Genomic DNA, 15,763 nt, shown 5'->3' with positions numbered 1-15,763 from the left:
CGAACTATTTAACGGCTGCTTCGGCCATGTTTTGCAGTGCCAGTGCGCTGGCTTGGGCCGCCACGTGGAACTTCGACCCGGCGACTTGGGTCGAACGACTGGCGCTGGTCGGCGGCACGACCCTCATCGCCGTTGGGGCCGTGACCTGGTTGATGCGTTGCTGGACGTCCGAGCGCCGGCTCGTGGCGCATTACCTGCACGATCTGGCCCACGCCGCCGAGGATGGTTCGAGCGGCGGCCCGGCGGCGGTCGATCTGCCGGCGCTGTTGCGCCGCAGCGTCTGGGGGCCATCGCTCGAAGCGATCTCGGCGGGGCTGGCCAAGTGCTACGATCGCACCGAGGCGGCCGAGATGGCCCGCACGGCACTCGAAATCCGCATCCGCCGCGCGACCGAAGAACAAGCACGCACGAATCAGATTCTCGCCCACCTTTCCGATCCCGTGCTGGTGGTCGACAAGTACGACGAGCTCGTGCTGGCGAACGACAGCGCGTCGCAGTTGCTGCACCTGGACGAGAAGAGCACCGAGCAACGCGCGATCCATCGCCTGCTCGAGTGCGAGAAGCTCGTCGAGGTGTTGACCGACACGCGACGTCGGCCCAATGCCACCACGCGCACGGAAGAAATCGAGCTGTGCGACGAAGAAGGGCAGGCCCGCTGGTATAGCGTCACGGCGAGCAACATGGCCCGCTCGGGCGAGACGGGAGAGAGCAACATCGGCGGATCGGCCGGCGCCGTCGCCGTGTTGCGCGACGTCACGAGCCAGAAGGCCTCGCAGAAGCGGCACGCCGAGTTCGTCTCGGCCGTGAGCCACGAGATGAAGACGCCGCTGGCCGGCATCAAGGCCTACGTCGAGCTGCTCGCCGACGGGGACGCCGAAGACGAGGAAACCCGCGAAGAGTTTCTCAACGTTATCAACAGCCAGGCCGACCGGCTACAGCGGCTGATCGACAACATGCTCAACTTGGCGCGGATCGAAGCGGGGGTCGTGAAGGTCGACCGTCAGCACCGCGCCCTGAACGAGATCCTGGAAGAAGCGGCCAGCGTCGTCCAACCTTCGGCCGAAAAGAAACACATCACGCTCGTCACCGACCTCAGCCCCATGTACCTGGGGGTGCTGGTCGACCGCGACATGCTGCTGCAGGCGGCCATCAACCTGCTGTCGAACGCGATCAAGTACACGCGCGATGGGGGGACCGTCACGCTCCGCAGCCGCATGTCGGACGGCGAGGTGCAGCTCGAGGTCGAGGACACGGGCGTGGGGTTGAGCCCCGAAGATTCCCGTCGTGTCTTCGAAAAGTTCTACCGCGTGAAGAAAGACAGCGACATGGCGCCGGGCACGGGGCTGGGCCTGGCGCTCGTGAAGCACATCGTCGAGGACGTCCATAACGGCAAGATCGAGGTCACCAGCCAACTGGGCGAAGGCAGCACGTTTGTCATCACGCTGCCCAGCGCCGGCCGGCTCGGATAAGTCACGGCGCCGTGCGAAGCGGCGTCAGGGAGCGAACGATGTCGGGCAAACGCGTGCTCTTGTGCGACGACGAGATTCACATTCTCAAGGCCGCCGAGTTCAAGATCCGCCGCGCGGGTTATGACGTCGAGTGCGTGGGAGATGGCGAGCAGGCCTGGGAGTCGATTCAGCGCCGCTTGCCCGACGTGGTCGTCACCGATTGCCAGATGCCCCGCCTCGACGGCATTGGACTGTGCCGCCGCGTCCGCGACCACGAGCACACCCGGCACCTGCCGATGCTGATGCTCACCGCCAAGGGATACGAGCTGAGCCACGAGGACATCGTCGAGCAGTTGGGCGTGCTGCGCGTAGTGGCCAAGCCCTTCAGCCCGCGCGAACTGTTGCAAATGGTCGAAGAAGTCCTGGAGACGGGGACGCTGAGCCCCGCGCACGCGACTAGCGAATAAATCGAGCCCGCCACGATGAATCTTCCCACCGAAATTTTTGGCAACGTTGTCGTCGTCCATACGCCCGAGGAGCTCGGCCGCGATCAGGCCGAGGACTTCGAGCAGTTCGTAACGACGTTGTCGCAGCAGCGCGTGGTCGTCGACTTGGACAATACCGAGTTGCTCGACAGTCAGGGGCTGACGGCTCTGCTCGAGGCGCAAGACAAGCTGTACGAAGCGGGGGGCAACATCAAGGTGGCCACCACCAACCCGTACAACCGCAAGATCCTGGAGATCACGCGACTCGATCGCCAACTCGAAGTGTTCGAGAGCGTGGTCGACGCCGTGCGCAGCTTCCGCTAGACGCGTGGCCGCGTCTGGCGTGCCGCACGCGGCACGCCCCGAGCCCCACTCCCGCCTTGAGAACCTTCTGATGGCTACCACGCACGAACGCAAGATGCGCCTGGGCGATCTGCTGATCGACAAGGGCTATCTAACGAACGAGCAATTGCAGGCGGCCCTCGAGAAGCAGCGCGAGGAGGGACGCAATAAGCTGCTGGGCGAGATCCTCGTCGAGCACGAGTTCTGCAGCGAAGACCACGTGCTCGAATGCCTGGCGGTCGAGTACGGCGTGCCCTATGCCAAGCTCGAGCCGCGGATCTGCGATTCGCGCGTGGTCGACGTGCTGCCGCGCGAGTTCATCGAGGCGAACCTCGTTCTGCCGCTGTACAAGATTCGCGATACGCTCACGGTCGCGCTGGCTGAGCCGTCGAACCTGTTCTTGATCGACGAGATCGAGAGCCTGACGCAGCTCAAGGTGCAGATCGTCGCCTCGTCGACGAAGGACATCCGCCGGCTCGTGCAGACGAACCTGCCCGACTCGAAGGTCTTCGTCATCGACGATATCATCGAGGACTCGGACAGCGCCGACGTCACGCTCATCGAAGAGGCGATCGACGACATCGGCGACGTCGAGGAGATCGCCGGACAATCGCCGGTCATTCGACTGGTCAACTACATCATCTTCAACGCCGTAAAGGAGGGGGCGAGCGACATCCACATCGAGCCGGCCGAGCGCTGCACGCGGGTGCGCTACCGCATCGACGGCCGCTTGTACAAGTCGCTCGAAGTGCCGCTGCACCTGCTCAACGCGGTGACCAGCCGCATCAAGATCATGGCCTCGCTCGACATCAGCGAGCGCCGCTTGCCGCAAGACGGCCGCGTCCACGTGCTGCTCGAGAGTCGTCCGATCGATCTGCGCGTCTCGACGTTCCCGATGAATCGGGGCGAAAAGACCGTGATGCGAGTGCTCGATACCCGCGCCGTGTCGTTGAATCTCGAAGACCTGGGATTCGCCGAGGACATTCTGACGGGCTTCCACGAGAACATCACCGCCCCCAACGGCATCGTACTCGTCACGGGTCCGACCGGTAGCGGCAAGTCGACGACGCTCTACGCCGCGCTGAACGCCATCAGCTCGATGGAGAACAACGTCTGCACGGTCGAGGATCCGATCGAATACCACCTGCCGCTAATCAATCAGTTCCAGGTGCAGGAGAAGGTGGGGCTTACCTTTCCGCGCGCCTTGCGCACGCTGTTGCGGCAAGACCCCGACGTCATCATGGTGGGCGAGATTCGCGACGAGGAGACCGCGCGCACGGCCATCCAGGCCGCGCTTACCGGGCACCTCGTGTTCAGCACGCTGCACACGAACGACGCCTGCGCCGCCGTCACACGCTTGATCAATATGGGGGTCGAACCCTACCTGATCAGTGCCGCGCTCAACATGGTGCTCGCGCAACGACTCGTGCGCCGTATCTGCTCGAAGTGCAAGGAAACCTACGATCCGCCGCGCCAATTGCGCAAGGCGGTCGAACGAATGGGCTTCCAGATCGACGAGTTCTACCGCGGGGTCGGCTGCCGCAAGTGCCGCAATACCGGCTTCAGCGGGCGTATCGGCATTCACGAGCTGCTCGTGCTCAACGACGAGATGCGAGACGCCATTACGGCCAATCCCTCGCTCGCCACGTTGCACCAGATGGGGCGGCAACTGGGCATGATCACGCTGGCCTACGACGGATTCCGCAAGGCGCGCGAGGGCATCACCACAATCGAAGAGGTGCTGCAGTGCGCGGGCGCAGGGAGCGAGCCGCTCGACGCCCGGCCGCAACTTGTGGAGAGCGCCTAAGCCAGGCCGCGTTGACCAGAAAGATTCGACGACCCCCCGCCACGAAGAACGCCCATGTCCACCACCTTCGAATACCGCGCACGCGACAACGCCGGCAACTTGCGGCAAGGTTCGCTCGAGGCCGACAGTCCCGAAGAGGCCACGCTGCGCCTCAAGCGCGATGGCTTGCAGGTGCTCAAGGTGACCGACGCCGACGATGCGGCCGCCGCGGCCGGGGGCTTGTTTGCGCGCCGCATCACCCGGGCCGAGATCATCTACACCACCAGCCAATTGGCGATCATGGTCGAGACCGGCATCTCGCTCACCATGGCGCTGGGCAGCATCATCGAGCAGGAGCAGAACCCCACGCTGCGGCACTTGCTCGACGACATCAAGGCGTCGATCGAATCGGGCGAGGACTTCTCGAGCGCGCTGGCGCGGCATCCCAAGTATTTCGACACGACCTACGTCGCGCTGGTCCGGGCGAGCGAATCGACCGGCACGCTGGGCGAAATGCTCGAGCGCATCGCGCAGTATCTGCGCAAGGACCTCGAGACACGCAGCAAGGTCAAGTCGGCGATGGCCTATCCCTGCGTGATGGCGATCGCCGCGGTCAACGTCACCATCTTTCTGCTGGCGTACATCTTTCCGAAGTTCACGCCGTTGTTCGCGCAGAAGAAGATGCAACTGCCCATGCCGACCGTGGTGGTGCTCGCCATCTCGAACGCCCTGACGAACTACTGGTATCTGTTCGTCGCGGGCATCGCGCTGGCGATTGCCGGCGTGGTATTCGGCCGCCACACCGACCTGGGGCGCAAGATCATCGACTGGATCAAGATCAACACGCCCGCGGTCGGTACGCTGACGCGTAAGGTGATTATCAGCCGCAGCATTCGCACCCTGGGAGCGATGCTCCGCGGCGGCGTGCCGATGCTCGAATCGCTCGAGCTATGCGCGGCGGTCTCGGGCAACTATTACTATCGCGAGCTGTGGAACCGCGTGGCCTCGGAAATCACCACGGGCAGCACCCTGCAGAAGGCGCTGGCCGGCACCTCTCTGTTGCCCCCGACGCTCGTGCAGATGATCTCGAGTGGTGAAGAGACCGGCAAGCTCGGGTTCGTGCTGGACCGCGTGAGCAACTACTACGACCACGAGGTCGAAACCGCCGTCAAGGCGGTCACCAGCCTGATCGAGCCGATCATGATCACGATCATGGGGGGCGTCGTGGGGGGCATCGGCATGGCCCTGATGCTCCCGATCTTCAAGCTGAGCACGTCGCACTAACGCGGTGCGGCGAGATACACGCACAAACCTTGGCGAGCCAGTTTACGATTTACGTGTGCGCCTCGCTTGTTCGGTCAACCAATTCAAGACACTTCGCACTACCTGGCGAGTTTCGCGACCCTTGACGGCGATTACCTCAGACTGTGGAACGACATCGAGCCAATCGGCCTTGATAACGCATGCTTCATTGAGACCCGTGCAAGCCATCCCTTGCACGTCGGAAGTGGCGAAAAACCAGCCAGACTTCAATGGCAACGAGAAGTCCGTGCTAATTGCCGCGAGTCTGAGATCCTCGCCAGCCACAATTTCCTGTGGTCGGTTCAGCACTAGTGCAGGACGCACCTTTGGATTCTGCCCACGCGGATCGCACAATTCGACAAGGACAACAGATCCCAGTTGAATCGATTTGGACACAGCGATCAGTCGTCCATAGATGATTCACTGGAGTGTTGAGCGCGGAATTCGTGCATGAGCCTGACGAATTGTTCCTTGGTAGGCCCCAGTTCTGCGATAGCCTCCCACGAATCTGCCTCGTCCGCCGACAGTTGAATGGTAGCATCGGCGCCTGAGTCCATGCTGTCGGCATACGCGCTATCACCGCCTGGACCACTGTCATGATGGGAACTGGCGACCACAAAACCATCGCTGCATGCCGCAGAGGCGAAACCCGACGATTGAAATCCAGAACTCATACCAGGAACTCAAGGAGAGGTGACTTCTGTCGGTAAACTTGCGATCAAAGTACGCTCCGCCACTTCGATGTCATCGACGATAAGTCGCACGCGATAATCGCCTGCCTCCGAAAGGCGAGCATGCACATGAGCCATGATCGTCATGGACGTCCCTAAATCCGGTCGATCTTGCCTGCGAGGCACGGTGAACTGTCGATCTTGCGTCAACGGTTGCCAGGCGGCATCGCCCGGACCCGAGATTTCGACCCGGTAATCGTATGTCCTGTCGAACTCCTCAACCCTGAAATCGAGCTTGGCAACCAGGCAAAAACTGGCATCCGTCGGGAACGAAATAGCCGTCCAAACGGAGATATTGGCACCGAGAATGTGAACACGGTTTCTCGTTGCTGCCTCGGCGCTGCTCGCCAACAAAACGTAGTCTAACCGCATTCGAACCAGGACTCCCAGTTGGTATGATCGGCGCAGCTTCAAAGACATTTGACGCACCGATCAGCCGAATTTAATTGTATTTTCTCGAACAGAGCCGGTCAAAGTTTAGTTTTCGTGGCGACTTCCGATATGTTACGATAACCGGCGTCGTTTGGCCGGTTCATGTCCCGCCTGGCGAAGGCAGCAGCCTATGCTCCGCGTTCTTGGCTCACAGCGCACGCTCTGCGATCGGCTCTCGCGCCGCGAGATGCTGCGTGCCGGCGGCTTGGGACTGGCCGGACTATCGCTCGCCGATCTGTTGCGCTATGAGGACGCGGCGCGCGCGTCGGAGACGCCTCGGCCGAGCTCCTTCGGCCGCGCGAAGTCGTTGATCCTGATCCATCTCTATGGATCGCCCTGCCAGTTGGAATGGGTCGACCTCAAGCCCCACGCGCCGATCGAGATCCGCGGCGAGTTGGGGGGCATTCCTTCGACGCTCCCGGGTTGCGACGTGTGCGAGCTCTACCCATCGATGGCGAAGGTGATGGATCGCACGACGGTCATCCGCTCGATGTCGCACCCCTATCCCATCCACGGCGTGGCGTATGCGCTGACGGGCGTGCCGACGATCGACGTCGCCATGGAAATCAGTCCGCGCGATCCGAAGCACTGGCCCTTCGTCGGCTCGGTGATCGAATACGTCGATTCGCTCCGCCCGCGCGACGGCCGGCCGTTCGACGTGCCGCAGAATATCGCGCTGCCGTTTCCCTTCAGTAGCAAACGCGTGGGCGAAGTACCGCGGGCGGGCCCCTACGCCGCCTTCCTGGGCGAGCAGTACAACCCCGTCTGGACGAACTACGTCGGCACCGCCAACCGTTCGACACGGATGGAACTGGGCGCCCTGCGCTTCAACGATCCCGAGCCGTACGTCGGCCTGGAACCAGGCAGTTACTTCGTCGTGCCGTCGGCCACGTCGCTGCAGCCGGGCATCACGCTCGATCGGCTCGATGGCCGGCGCACGCTGCTCGAACAGATCGACGCAGGCCGTGCAACACTCGAACGGGCGGTTGGCGACGCGCGATTGGATCGCTATCAGCAGATGGCCTTCTCGCTCTTGCAGTCAGACAAGCTGCGCAACGCACTCGATTTGCGGCTCGAGCCGGAGCGCACGCGCGAGGAATACGGCCATACGCTGTTCGGGCAATCGTGTCTCGCCGCGCGGCGTCTGGTCGAAGCCGGCAGCCGCGTCGTCACCGTGATGTGGGACGAGTTCGGCCTGGCCGGCCACGCCTGGGATACGCACTACGATCAGTACCGCCGCCTGAAAGAGGCCCTCGCGCCGGGCTTCGACACGGCCTGGCACGGGTTGATCCTCGATCTCGAACGGCGCGGCCTGCTCGACGACACGCTCGTTGTCTGCACGAGCGAACATGGCCGCACGCCGCAGATCAACAGCGTCGCCGGGCGCGATCACTGGTCGCGCGTCTACGCCACGCTCGTGGCCGGCGGCGGCGTGAAGCAGGGCTTTGTCTTGGGCGCGTCGGATAAGCATGGGGGCGAAGTCGCCGACCGGCCCGTCAGCCCGAAGGACCTGCTCGCCACGATCTATCACCTGCTCGGCATCGACCACCGCCTGCTGATCCACGATGGTCTGGGAAGACCCTTGCCGCTGGTCGATGGCGAAGTGGTACACGAGATGCTGGCGTAAGGCTGGCGCTCAATCGAGCCAGTCGCCATCGGCCAGTCGCTGGGGCGTGTACTCTTCGGTCACGTAGCTGATGTCCTTCGAGATCAGCGACTCGACTTCGAGCTTGAAGCCGTTCGAGAGCATCAGCTCGATCTCTTTCTGCCACGGCTTCTTGTCTTTGAACCAGGGATAGTTGGCGATCTGCTTGGCGCGCTTGATGTCGTTCTGGTCGAGATTGATCTTCACGCTGTTCGAGAGCTTGCAACGCTCGAAATCGCGGCTACGCAGGCCGAGATACTTGGCGTCGGGAATGGCCATCCGCTGGCTCTCGAACGCCAGATTGATCGAGCCCTGCTTGATCACGCTGTAGATGTAGTAGCCCCAGGGATCATTATCCAAAAGACAATAGACCGGCAGATTCAACTCGTTGTGCAGCCGGTTCAACAATCGTCGAACACCGCGAGGCGGCTGACCACCGCCGTGCGTGAGCAGACAGTTATGCTCGCGCCAGAACTTGTCCTCGTTGAAGCGCCGCCAGACCGTGTCCTTTTCGACGTGCAGGATGAACTTGGCCGAGCATTTGACGAACTGAATCACCTCGGGTTCGACGATCGAGGGAATGTTATATCCTCCGGAGCCCATGCGGGCACAGTCGATCTCGTCGCCGCTGTCGATGAGTGTGATCGGTCCGACGAGCCCACCGCGGTTCGAGGCATAGACGTGCAGTTCCTCGCGCAGGGCGTTGAGCGTCACCTCCAGATCCTCGATGATCGGGTCGCAATCGGATTGATCGTCGAACGTCTCTTCCTTGGTCCCTTCGATCGTGTGCTTCAGCAGGTAGTAGAGACCTCGGATGCTGGTCGTCTTGCTCTGATCGATCAACTGGTTGCAGCCGCTGGCGACGAGGATGGTCTGCATGTAGCTTTTGGCCTGCGACAGATTGAACAAGTGCCGGCGGTTCGTGTTCTTGCCCAACTCGATGAAGCGTTTGCGCTTGTTGAAGCTGACGTTCGAGAGCGAGCGCGTGGGGATATCGACCGCGGGATCCTTTTTCTTGGCCGCCGCCGCCACGACGGTGTCGGCCAGACGCGTGATGTCCTGCCGCGTCTTCGTATCGCGCGGATTGAGCTTCCCGTTCTTCGGTTTTGTCGCCGAACCCGTGGCAGGAGCAGAGGCATTGCGATTCGTACGCTTGGCCATATTAGATCTGATACTCCTCGGTCCCTGGAGCTGCGGATTCTGATTGAAACCGCCCGCTCGGTGACAGGCTGTCGTGTTTGGCCCCTCGCTTACGCTTCGGGTTGTGATGTCGTTGGTGCGTCGGTCACCTTTCCATCACAACCCGAAGCGTAAGCGAGAGGGATAGTTGATTACTTCTTCCGACGCTTACGAGCCGGGGCGGCCTCGCCATTCTCGCTGGGTTCCGGCGGGGAGGTTGTCGCCGCGGCACTCGCCGGCGTATTGGTCACTCCCACGGGAGCGACTTCCGACGGATCGACGATCAACACGTTCTCGCCGAAATCGTCTTCCTCGGTCTCGATGATCGGCTTGCCGGTGTCATCGAGCTGCGTGTCGGCCTCGGCCGTTTTCGAGTGCGCCACCTTGAGCAGTTGGTCGTAGAGCGCCTTGGGGTCGGTCTGATTGATGCTGCTCACGGCGGTCGCCACCTCGCCCAGGTAGCGCAGGAAGACGTTGCGGCGTTCTCCTTCCTGGCGGACCTTCAAGCGGCGCCGCATGTACATGCCGAGCTTGCGTCCCACGGCTTGCAATCCCAGGCGCAGCTCGCGCTGAATCTCGGGATAGGAGGCGACCGCTTCCTTCGATTCGCTCGTGAAAGGAACCCACACGCTGGCCATGTGAACCATGATCGTCACCGGCCCACTCGGCAGCGAACTACGCGACTGGCTCAGTCCATAGCTGCGCCAGTTGTTGGCGATGACCGATTGCGTAATCGCGCAGGCGGCTGGCTGGAACTGCAGCGGTACGCGATTGGCGTAGCGCAGCACGTTCATCGACTGACCTTCGTCGAGGTTCACGCTCTGCAGTGCCTCGTGCAGCCTGGCGATCTCTTTCGTCTTGAGCTTGCTGGGCGTCGAACGAGGACCGAGATCGGCCTCCTTCAGCACCTTGCTCGCCACCTCCATGCCGATGCCGTGGAACGTACTGGCCAGAAACTGCCGCGTGGTGCGTGCATCGCTCGCCGCGAGCATCTCGGTCAGTTGATCGAGCGAAACGCGTTGCGCCCCCGAAGTGCCGCCGTAGGCGAGCGCCACTTCAATGACGAACGGATTACCTCGATACACGGCCGGCGGGCGCGTGGCGGCGACGTAGAACTCGCCGGGCACCACTTGCCGCAAGCCGCGCAAGAGCAGCGGCTCGCCGATCGGCGAGATGCAGTCGCTGGTCGGGGCCGGAATCTTCGTTTTCTGAATGGCCTGATAGAGCCGATCGGCCTCTTGCCGGCCGATGCGCGTCGTGCTGGCGCGCGTGCTGAGCTTCGCTTCCTCACAGATGCGGCGCGCGACGCCCGAGCTCACCCGAGAAAACGACGACGATAGAAAGCTCGACAGCGTCTGCCCCTTGGCATCCTTGAGCATCGTGACGAGCATGCCCAACTCGACGCCATAGGGATGCGGCTTGATTTCCTTCGGCTCGCGCGGCAGTTGATCGGTTGCGCGGACAAACTCGCGTTTGTTCCCTTCGGGATCTTGGAAGTGGAGCGTGACATGGGGATTGGCGATGGCCGTCTGCTCGAGATACTCGTCGACGCTGCCGCGCCCTCGCTGGTAACGCCCTTCGAGCTCGATGGTGACGCGCGTGCCGTGATCGACCTCGACCCATTCGATGCCGTGCTTCTCGATGGCGGCATTGCCGGCGGCGCCGGGCGGGATGTCGACCCCTTCTCCCTTGCCATTCAGAATCTCGGGCTGGTTCTTCTTCGTGTCGATGGCGATCTCGTAGTAGTGCGCCGGTTTGCGGGGCGAGGTCTTCGACATGATCTTCACGGGCTTGCCGGTGGTGAGCAGCCCGTACATGCCGGCGGCGCTAATGCCGATCCCCTGCTGGCCGCGGCTCATCCGCAGGCGGTGGAACTTCGACCCGTAGAGCAGCTTGCCGAAGATGAGCGGGATCTGCTTCTTGAGAATGCCCGGCCCGTTGTCCTGCACGCCGATCTTGAAGCGGTTCTCGCCGGTGCCCGCGACAATGTGGACCCAGATCTCGGGCAGGATGCCCGCCTCTTCACAGGCGTCGAGCGCGTTGTCGACCGCCTCTTTGATGGCGGTGAGCAGGGCCTTGCGGGGATTGTCGAAGCCGAGCAGGTGGCGATTCTTGGCGAAGAACTCCGAGACCGAGATGTCGCGCTGGCTGGCGGCCATCGACTGGGCGGTCTGCCGGCGGCGTTTGCCTCCTGGGGCATGGCCGTTGCTACTCGCATCGGCCTCGTGATCTTCGGCGCCTTCTTCCTCGGCTTCATCGGCCACCGCGCTGCGCGAGGCACGACGGGGCGAAGGCCCACGTTCCTGGGCGCCCCCCCGGCGGCGGCGACGGGGTGAACCGGCAACACTTTGCGACGAACGAACGCGAGCAGAAGGCGAAATACGACGACGCACAGTGCATCCTACGACGGGCGAGACGTGAGCCGGCAACACCTGCATCCCAGGGGGGGACGTAAGCCGACTACGCGAAATGGTTTATCGCCAGACCGTCAGGGCCGGCGAGCCGGTCAAAAGTTTACCTTGGCGGATGGGTACAGGCCGATTGGCCGCACCCGTGGCTCCCTCCACATGCGACGCCCCACATGACGTGGCAAATTATAGCGATTATGACGATCACGTCACCTCCGAGTGAGATGGAGGCCCGACGGCGGAACCGCGCGCTCGATACGCCGCGCACAGACCGTGCATCCGGCAGATAAAGACTCATCACTACGACCGCGCCAGGCCGAGATTTGCAATAGGGCGACTAGTCTTCCCGCGGCTGGTCGTCGCCGGTCGGCGTTTCTTTCCCGCGAAACGTCGCTCGTTCCTGCCTTCGACCCATACGGTTTGGTTCTGGCTCCCGCGCTGGACCGGCCGCACCTTGGCCCCTGGAAGGGCCGCTCCCATTCCCGGAGGGATCTGCTCATGTCGCGCTCCGTGCTGCGCACTTTGTCCCGCATTCTGGCCTTGCTGCCGACGTTGGCCCTGGCGGCGCTTGCCGTCGAGTTTTCGACCTGCGAAGCGCGGGCCCAGACGCCGCCGATCTTTTCGAACTACTACGTCCCGCCCTATGGCGGCCCCGGCGCGCAGTTGTATATCTCGCCCCGCCCCACCCCGGCGCGGGTGGGCCACGTGTACTACACCTACCAGCCCGTGATGCCGCACGAGTTCATGACGCCCCACTCGCGCTGCTACTACGGCTACATGCCCGACGGCGGCTGGACCTGCACGAAGGTTCGCTGGAGCTACAACCCGTTCAACCAGGTCTGGCACAAGCCGCAACAGGTCATGCCCAGCCCGCGTTCGAGCGGCCATCTGGCGCGCAAGTTTGGGGCCGAGCGCCTACCCGTACACGACTACTTCGAAGTCACCAATTGGTAACCGACCGTCGCTGAGATCCCCCGACGACCCCCGTCGAGTCTCGCGACGTGAGATGAGGACCCGCCTACGATGAAACGCCTCTCTCTTGGCGCCGCGCTGTTGTTGTCGCTGGCGTGCGGCCTGCTGCTGGCAGACCGCGCCTCGGCGATCGAGGACACCTACATCGGCTCGATCGCGCGACAGCGCGCGGCCACGCGACCCTGGCATGGCAACTACTACGAGACGATGTGGGGTTCGCCCGTCGCCCTCGTCGTGCCGCCGAATGCCGGCTTGCAGACCAACTACAGTTGGGGCGTGCCGAGCATGCGGATATCGCCCATCTATCACCAATATCGGCCCGGCTATCCCGGCGGCGGCTATGGCCCCTCGGGCGCCTTCTATCCGACGCCGCGCTGGCCGAGCGACACCAACCAGTTTGGCGTCTATTACATCCGCGCACCGTGGTAAGGGACGTGCCGTGCGGCAACGCGCACGAGCAACGCCGCGTCAGGGCTGCTGGCATTGGGCCAGCAGCTTTTCGAAGCGTGTCTTGAGCACCGGACCGCCCAGGCTGGGATAGAGCGTCTGCGTGACCTTGATAAGGCGCACGGCCAGCGTGTCATCGCCCAGGCGATGGAGCGCTTCGGCCTGTGCATACTTGGCACGATACCAGCGATCGCTGCCGGCGCGCGAACGCCGTTCGATCTCGTTCCAACGTGTGAGCGATTCGCGCAGCGACTCCTCGTCGTCCAGCGTGCCCAACCAGCGCGCAAAGTCCTCCTGCACGTCGCCGTGGTCGGGGTGTGCCTTGACCAGCGCGCGGTAGAGCGTGCCGGCCTCCTCATCACGCCCCCCGCGAGCCAGGGCGCCCGCCAGCAGCAGGTCGAGCCGGCGCGACTGTGTGGCATCGAGTTGCTGTGCCCGGCCACGCAGTTGACGGACCACGTCGATCTCGACAGCGGCGATGTCGGCGGCCGTGTCGGCCGACGCGCTCCCCGCGATGCGAGTCAGTCCTTCGAGCATGGCCAAGGTCTCGCTGGCCGACGAAGCCCCCACCTCCCCCACCAGGCGCCGCGCCTCGGCAGTTTGCCCCTGGGCCGCCAAGGCGACGATCAACAGGGGCACCGCTTCGCTACGCCATTCGAGCGGCACGCCCCCCCCGGCGCCCGCCGCGTTGAGCAACGCCGCGGCGCGATCGTAGTGGTTTTGCAGATGTCCGATCCAGAAGCGAGCTGCCCACAACGCCGCCACCCGCTGGGCGGGACTGAACGGAGCGTTTCGCGGCGAGGCGTTCTCCTGCGCGGCCGTCGAAAAAAAGTCGGCCGCCGCCGTGGCCTGCGCTGTGCTCGGTTCTCCACGTTCGGTCAACTCGGCAATCTCGAGCGTGTAGCAGCGCCCGATCGCGTGGAGTGCTTCCGCATACTGAGTATTTCCACTTGCCACCATGCGATAGGCGGCAATCGCCGCTTGCCAGGCATGAGCATGTTCGTGCAGGCGGCCCAATCGCCAGGCCGCATCAGACGCCGTGGGCGAGGCGGGCCAATGCGCCAAATGCTCTTCGATCAAGGCTCGGTAAACATCCAGGGCCTGCGCCGATGCGTCGGAATCCTGTCCGGCCAGCTTCAACACCTGCGCCGCGTGAAAGATCGCCAGCGCGTGCGCTTCGGGCGCGCGTGGCTGTTTTGGATACGCGAGCGCCAGGGCGCGGAAACGCTCGCGGGCAGGCGTGTGCGCATCCCGGGCATGTTCGACCGCCGCCGCCTTGAAGGCCACCTCGAAGGCCAGGTTGGCATCCCCCCGTTTCTCGGCCACCTCGCGCACTCGATCGTACGTGGTGATGGCATCGTCGGGCCGACCTTGGCTATAGAACGCATCGGCCACTCGCACCAACACGGCAGGATCGGCGGCCTGGGGCGAAGCGCCGATCATGTTGACGAGCACACTTTCGGCGCGTCGTTTCCAGAATGCGCCGTGTTTGGCCTCGAATTGTGCCAACACCTCTTCGGCCTGCTGGCGCCATGACGCGGCGCGTTCTTCTTGCCGACGCCGGCTGGCATCTTGCCAGAGCAACAAGTACGCCTCGAGCAGGGCCAGATCGAGCTGCCCGGATATTTCTGCACCGGGCTGCACCTCCGCAAGAAGCGTTTCCAGCTCATCGAGTCGGCGCTGCGAGATGGCCAGCCGAAGCTCCTCGGCCTGGGCCAGAAGTTGTACATCGCCGGGTGGCTGCAAGTCGCGCAGCAGGGCAAGCCGGCGCCGCGACTCACCGGCATTGCCAGCCAGGCGCAGGCATTCGATCTGCATCAGTCGGCTGCGCCAACCCAGAGGCTCGCTGGTGGCGAGCTGCGCGAGCGGCGCCAGCAGCTCCGACGCCTGTGCCAGCGAGTTCGTCCAGTCGGGCGTCTCTCGTCCGTAGGTCTGCGCCTGAAGCACGTGTGCCCGGGCCTGTTCGAACCGCACGTAACGTTCGAGCGAGCGCAGCTCTCTCGCGGTCAAGGCGTCTGGCGCGTTCGGCCCACGCCGCTCGCCCGAGCGCCGTTGAGCCTCGGCGATACGCATTTGCAGACGGCCGAACCGCTCGATCGCGTCGCGCAGCTCGCGACGTGGCAACTCGCGAGTGGCATCGTCCTGACCACTCTTCGCGAGCGACTCGGCCAGCGCCTCGCCTTGGATGAGCCGCAACTCGGCGCCTTGCACCTCGGCCAGCATGACAAAGGGGTGGTCGGTATGCTGCCGGGCAAAATCATCGACGACGGATGCCGCTTGCTGCCAGAGCTCGTGGCGCGACGCATCGGGCGAGGCGAGGGCCTGCTGCACCAGGTTCCGCGATTGTTCGACGACGAGGGTCGCGCGGCGACGGGGCGCCAGGTCGTCTCTGGCGAGTTGCTCGCGGCAGTAGTCCTCGGCCAGGCGAAAGAGCTGGCGACTGCGCAGCCCGGCGAGATACGTTTCTTCCTCGCTGGGAGCCGCCCCCAGCACGTACGTGTGGCAACACGCGGCGACCAGTAGCGAGAAGAGCGCGGCGGGGATTCCGCTGCTCCTGCTCGTGGGGTTCGCTCGAGAAGTTTCCAT

General features: G+C 63.6%; 12 protein-coding genes. 8 read left to right on the top strand and 4 right to left on the bottom strand.

The features are described from left to right. Window positions 1-26: 26 nt before the first annotated feature. The 5 genes from KF708_19435 to KF708_19415 all read left to right on the top strand — a co-directional run bounded on the left by KF708_19435 (window position 27) and on the right by KF708_19415 (window position 5,345). The gene (locus KF708_19435; protein MBX3414866.1) at window positions 27-1,469 is read left to right on the top strand and encodes a PAS domain-containing protein; all 1,443 of its coding nucleotides are present in this window, start codon (window positions 27-29) and stop codon (window positions 1,467-1,469) included. 38 nt (window positions 1,470-1,507) lie between these two features. Beyond that, the gene (locus tag KF708_19430; protein MBX3414865.1) at window positions 1,508-1,915 is read left to right on the top strand and encodes a response regulator; all 408 of its coding nucleotides are present in this window, start codon (window positions 1,508-1,510) and stop codon (window positions 1,913-1,915) included. A 15-nt stretch (window positions 1,916-1,930) separates the two neighbouring features. Further along, window positions 1,931-2,257, top strand: a complete 327-nt coding sequence (locus KF708_19425) for an STAS domain-containing protein (protein MBX3414864.1) — start codon at window positions 1,931-1,933, stop codon at window positions 2,255-2,257. A gap of 70 nt (window positions 2,258-2,327) precedes the next feature. Beyond that, the gene (gene tadA / locus KF708_19420; protein MBX3414863.1) at window positions 2,328-4,082 is read left to right on the top strand and encodes a Flp pilus assembly complex ATPase component TadA; all 1,755 of its coding nucleotides are present in this window, start codon (window positions 2,328-2,330) and stop codon (window positions 4,080-4,082) included. Between the two features lie 54 nt (window positions 4,083-4,136). Continuing rightward, window positions 4,137-5,345, top strand: coding sequence for a type II secretion system F family protein (locus KF708_19415; protein MBX3414862.1), 1,209 nt, complete (start codon window positions 4,137-4,139; stop codon window positions 5,343-5,345). Between the two features lie 701 nt (window positions 5,346-6,046). On the opposite strand, the gene KF708_19410 is transcribed toward KF708_19415, so the two are convergent. Continuing rightward, window positions 6,047-6,514: a hypothetical protein gene (locus tag KF708_19410; GenBank protein ID MBX3414861.1), complete on the bottom strand. Its 468-nt coding sequence runs from the start codon at window positions 6,512-6,514 to the stop codon at window positions 6,047-6,049. Between the two features lie 142 nt (window positions 6,515-6,656). Here KF708_19410 and KF708_19405 point away from each other — a divergent pair, with 142 nt between their 5' ends. Then, complete coding sequence (locus KF708_19405; protein ID MBX3414860.1) at window positions 6,657-8,153, top strand: DUF1501 domain-containing protein; 1,497 nt, start codon at window positions 6,657-6,659, stop codon at window positions 8,151-8,153. 9 nt (window positions 8,154-8,162) lie between these two features. On the opposite strand, the gene KF708_19400 is transcribed toward KF708_19405, so the two are convergent. Both KF708_19400 and KF708_19395 read right to left on the bottom strand, forming a co-directional pair. Further along, on the bottom strand, window positions 8,163-9,332 hold the full coding sequence (locus tag KF708_19400) for a DNA topoisomerase IV subunit A (protein MBX3414859.1): 1,170 nt from the start codon (window positions 9,330-9,332) through the stop codon (window positions 8,163-8,165). A 170-nt stretch (window positions 9,333-9,502) separates the two neighbouring features. Next, entirely contained in the window at window positions 9,503-11,509 is a 2,007-nt protein-coding gene (locus tag KF708_19395) for a DNA topoisomerase VI subunit B (protein MBX3414858.1), read from the bottom strand. 747 nt (window positions 11,510-12,256) lie between these two features. Here KF708_19395 and KF708_19390 point away from each other — a divergent pair. Both KF708_19390 and KF708_19385 read left to right on the top strand, forming a co-directional pair. After that, window positions 12,257-12,712 (top strand): hypothetical protein, encoded by a 456-nt coding sequence (locus KF708_19390; GenBank protein MBX3414857.1) that lies wholly within the window; start codon window positions 12,257-12,259, stop codon window positions 12,710-12,712. A gap of 69 nt (window positions 12,713-12,781) precedes the next feature. After that, on the top strand, window positions 12,782-13,159 hold the full coding sequence (locus KF708_19385) for a hypothetical protein (GenBank protein ID MBX3414856.1): 378 nt from the start codon (window positions 12,782-12,784) through the stop codon (window positions 13,157-13,159). 39 nt (window positions 13,160-13,198) lie between these two features. Here the strand turns inward: KF708_19385 and KF708_19380 are convergent, their stop codons facing one another. After that, on the bottom strand, window positions 13,199-15,763 hold the full coding sequence (locus KF708_19380; protein MBX3414855.1) for a hypothetical protein: 2,565 nt from the start codon (window positions 15,761-15,763) through the stop codon (window positions 13,199-13,201).

It is taken from the genome of Pirellulales bacterium (assembly GCA_019636335.1).
In the GTDB taxonomy this organism is placed as follows: Bacteria; Planctomycetota; Planctomycetia; order Pirellulales; family JAEUIK01; genus JAHBXR01.
This window is presented reverse-complemented; position numbering and strand designations above follow the sequence as displayed.

What these genes read in the sequence shown, in the direction of transcription:
- KF708_19435 (MBX3414866.1), top strand. Translation starts at nt 27, where the DNA reads ATGTTTTGCAGTGCCAGTGCGCTGGCTTGGGCCGCCACGTGGAACTTC.
- KF708_19430 (MBX3414865.1), top strand. Translation starts at nt 1,508, where the DNA reads ATGTCGGGCAAACGCGTGCTCTTGTGCGACGACGAGATTCACATTCTC.
- KF708_19425 (MBX3414864.1), top strand. Translation starts at nt 1,931, where the DNA reads ATGAATCTTCCCACCGAAATTTTTGGCAACGTTGTCGTCGTCCATACG.
- tadA (MBX3414863.1), top strand. Translation starts at nt 2,328, where the DNA reads ATGGCTACCACGCACGAACGCAAGATGCGCCTGGGCGATCTGCTGATC.
- KF708_19415 (MBX3414862.1), top strand. Translation starts at nt 4,137, where the DNA reads ATGTCCACCACCTTCGAATACCGCGCACGCGACAACGCCGGCAACTTG.
- KF708_19410 (MBX3414861.1), bottom strand. Translation starts at nt 6,514, where the DNA reads ATGTCTTTGAAGCTGCGCCGATCATACCAACTGGGAGTCCTGGTTCGA.
- KF708_19405 (MBX3414860.1), top strand. Translation starts at nt 6,657, where the DNA reads ATGCTCCGCGTTCTTGGCTCACAGCGCACGCTCTGCGATCGGCTCTCG.
- KF708_19400 (MBX3414859.1), bottom strand. Translation starts at nt 9,332, where the DNA reads ATGGCCAAGCGTACGAATCGCAATGCCTCTGCTCCTGCCACGGGTTCG.
- KF708_19395 (MBX3414858.1), bottom strand. Translation starts at nt 11,509, where the DNA reads ATGGCCGCCAGCCAGCGCGACATCTCGGTCTCGGAGTTCTTCGCCAAG.
- KF708_19390 (MBX3414857.1), top strand. Translation starts at nt 12,257, where the DNA reads ATGTCGCGCTCCGTGCTGCGCACTTTGTCCCGCATTCTGGCCTTGCTG.
- KF708_19385 (MBX3414856.1), top strand. Translation starts at nt 12,782, where the DNA reads ATGAAACGCCTCTCTCTTGGCGCCGCGCTGTTGTTGTCGCTGGCGTGC.
- KF708_19380 (MBX3414855.1), bottom strand. Translation starts at nt 15,763, where the DNA reads ATGGAAACTTCTCGAGCGAACCCCACGAGCAGGAGCAGCGGAATCCCC.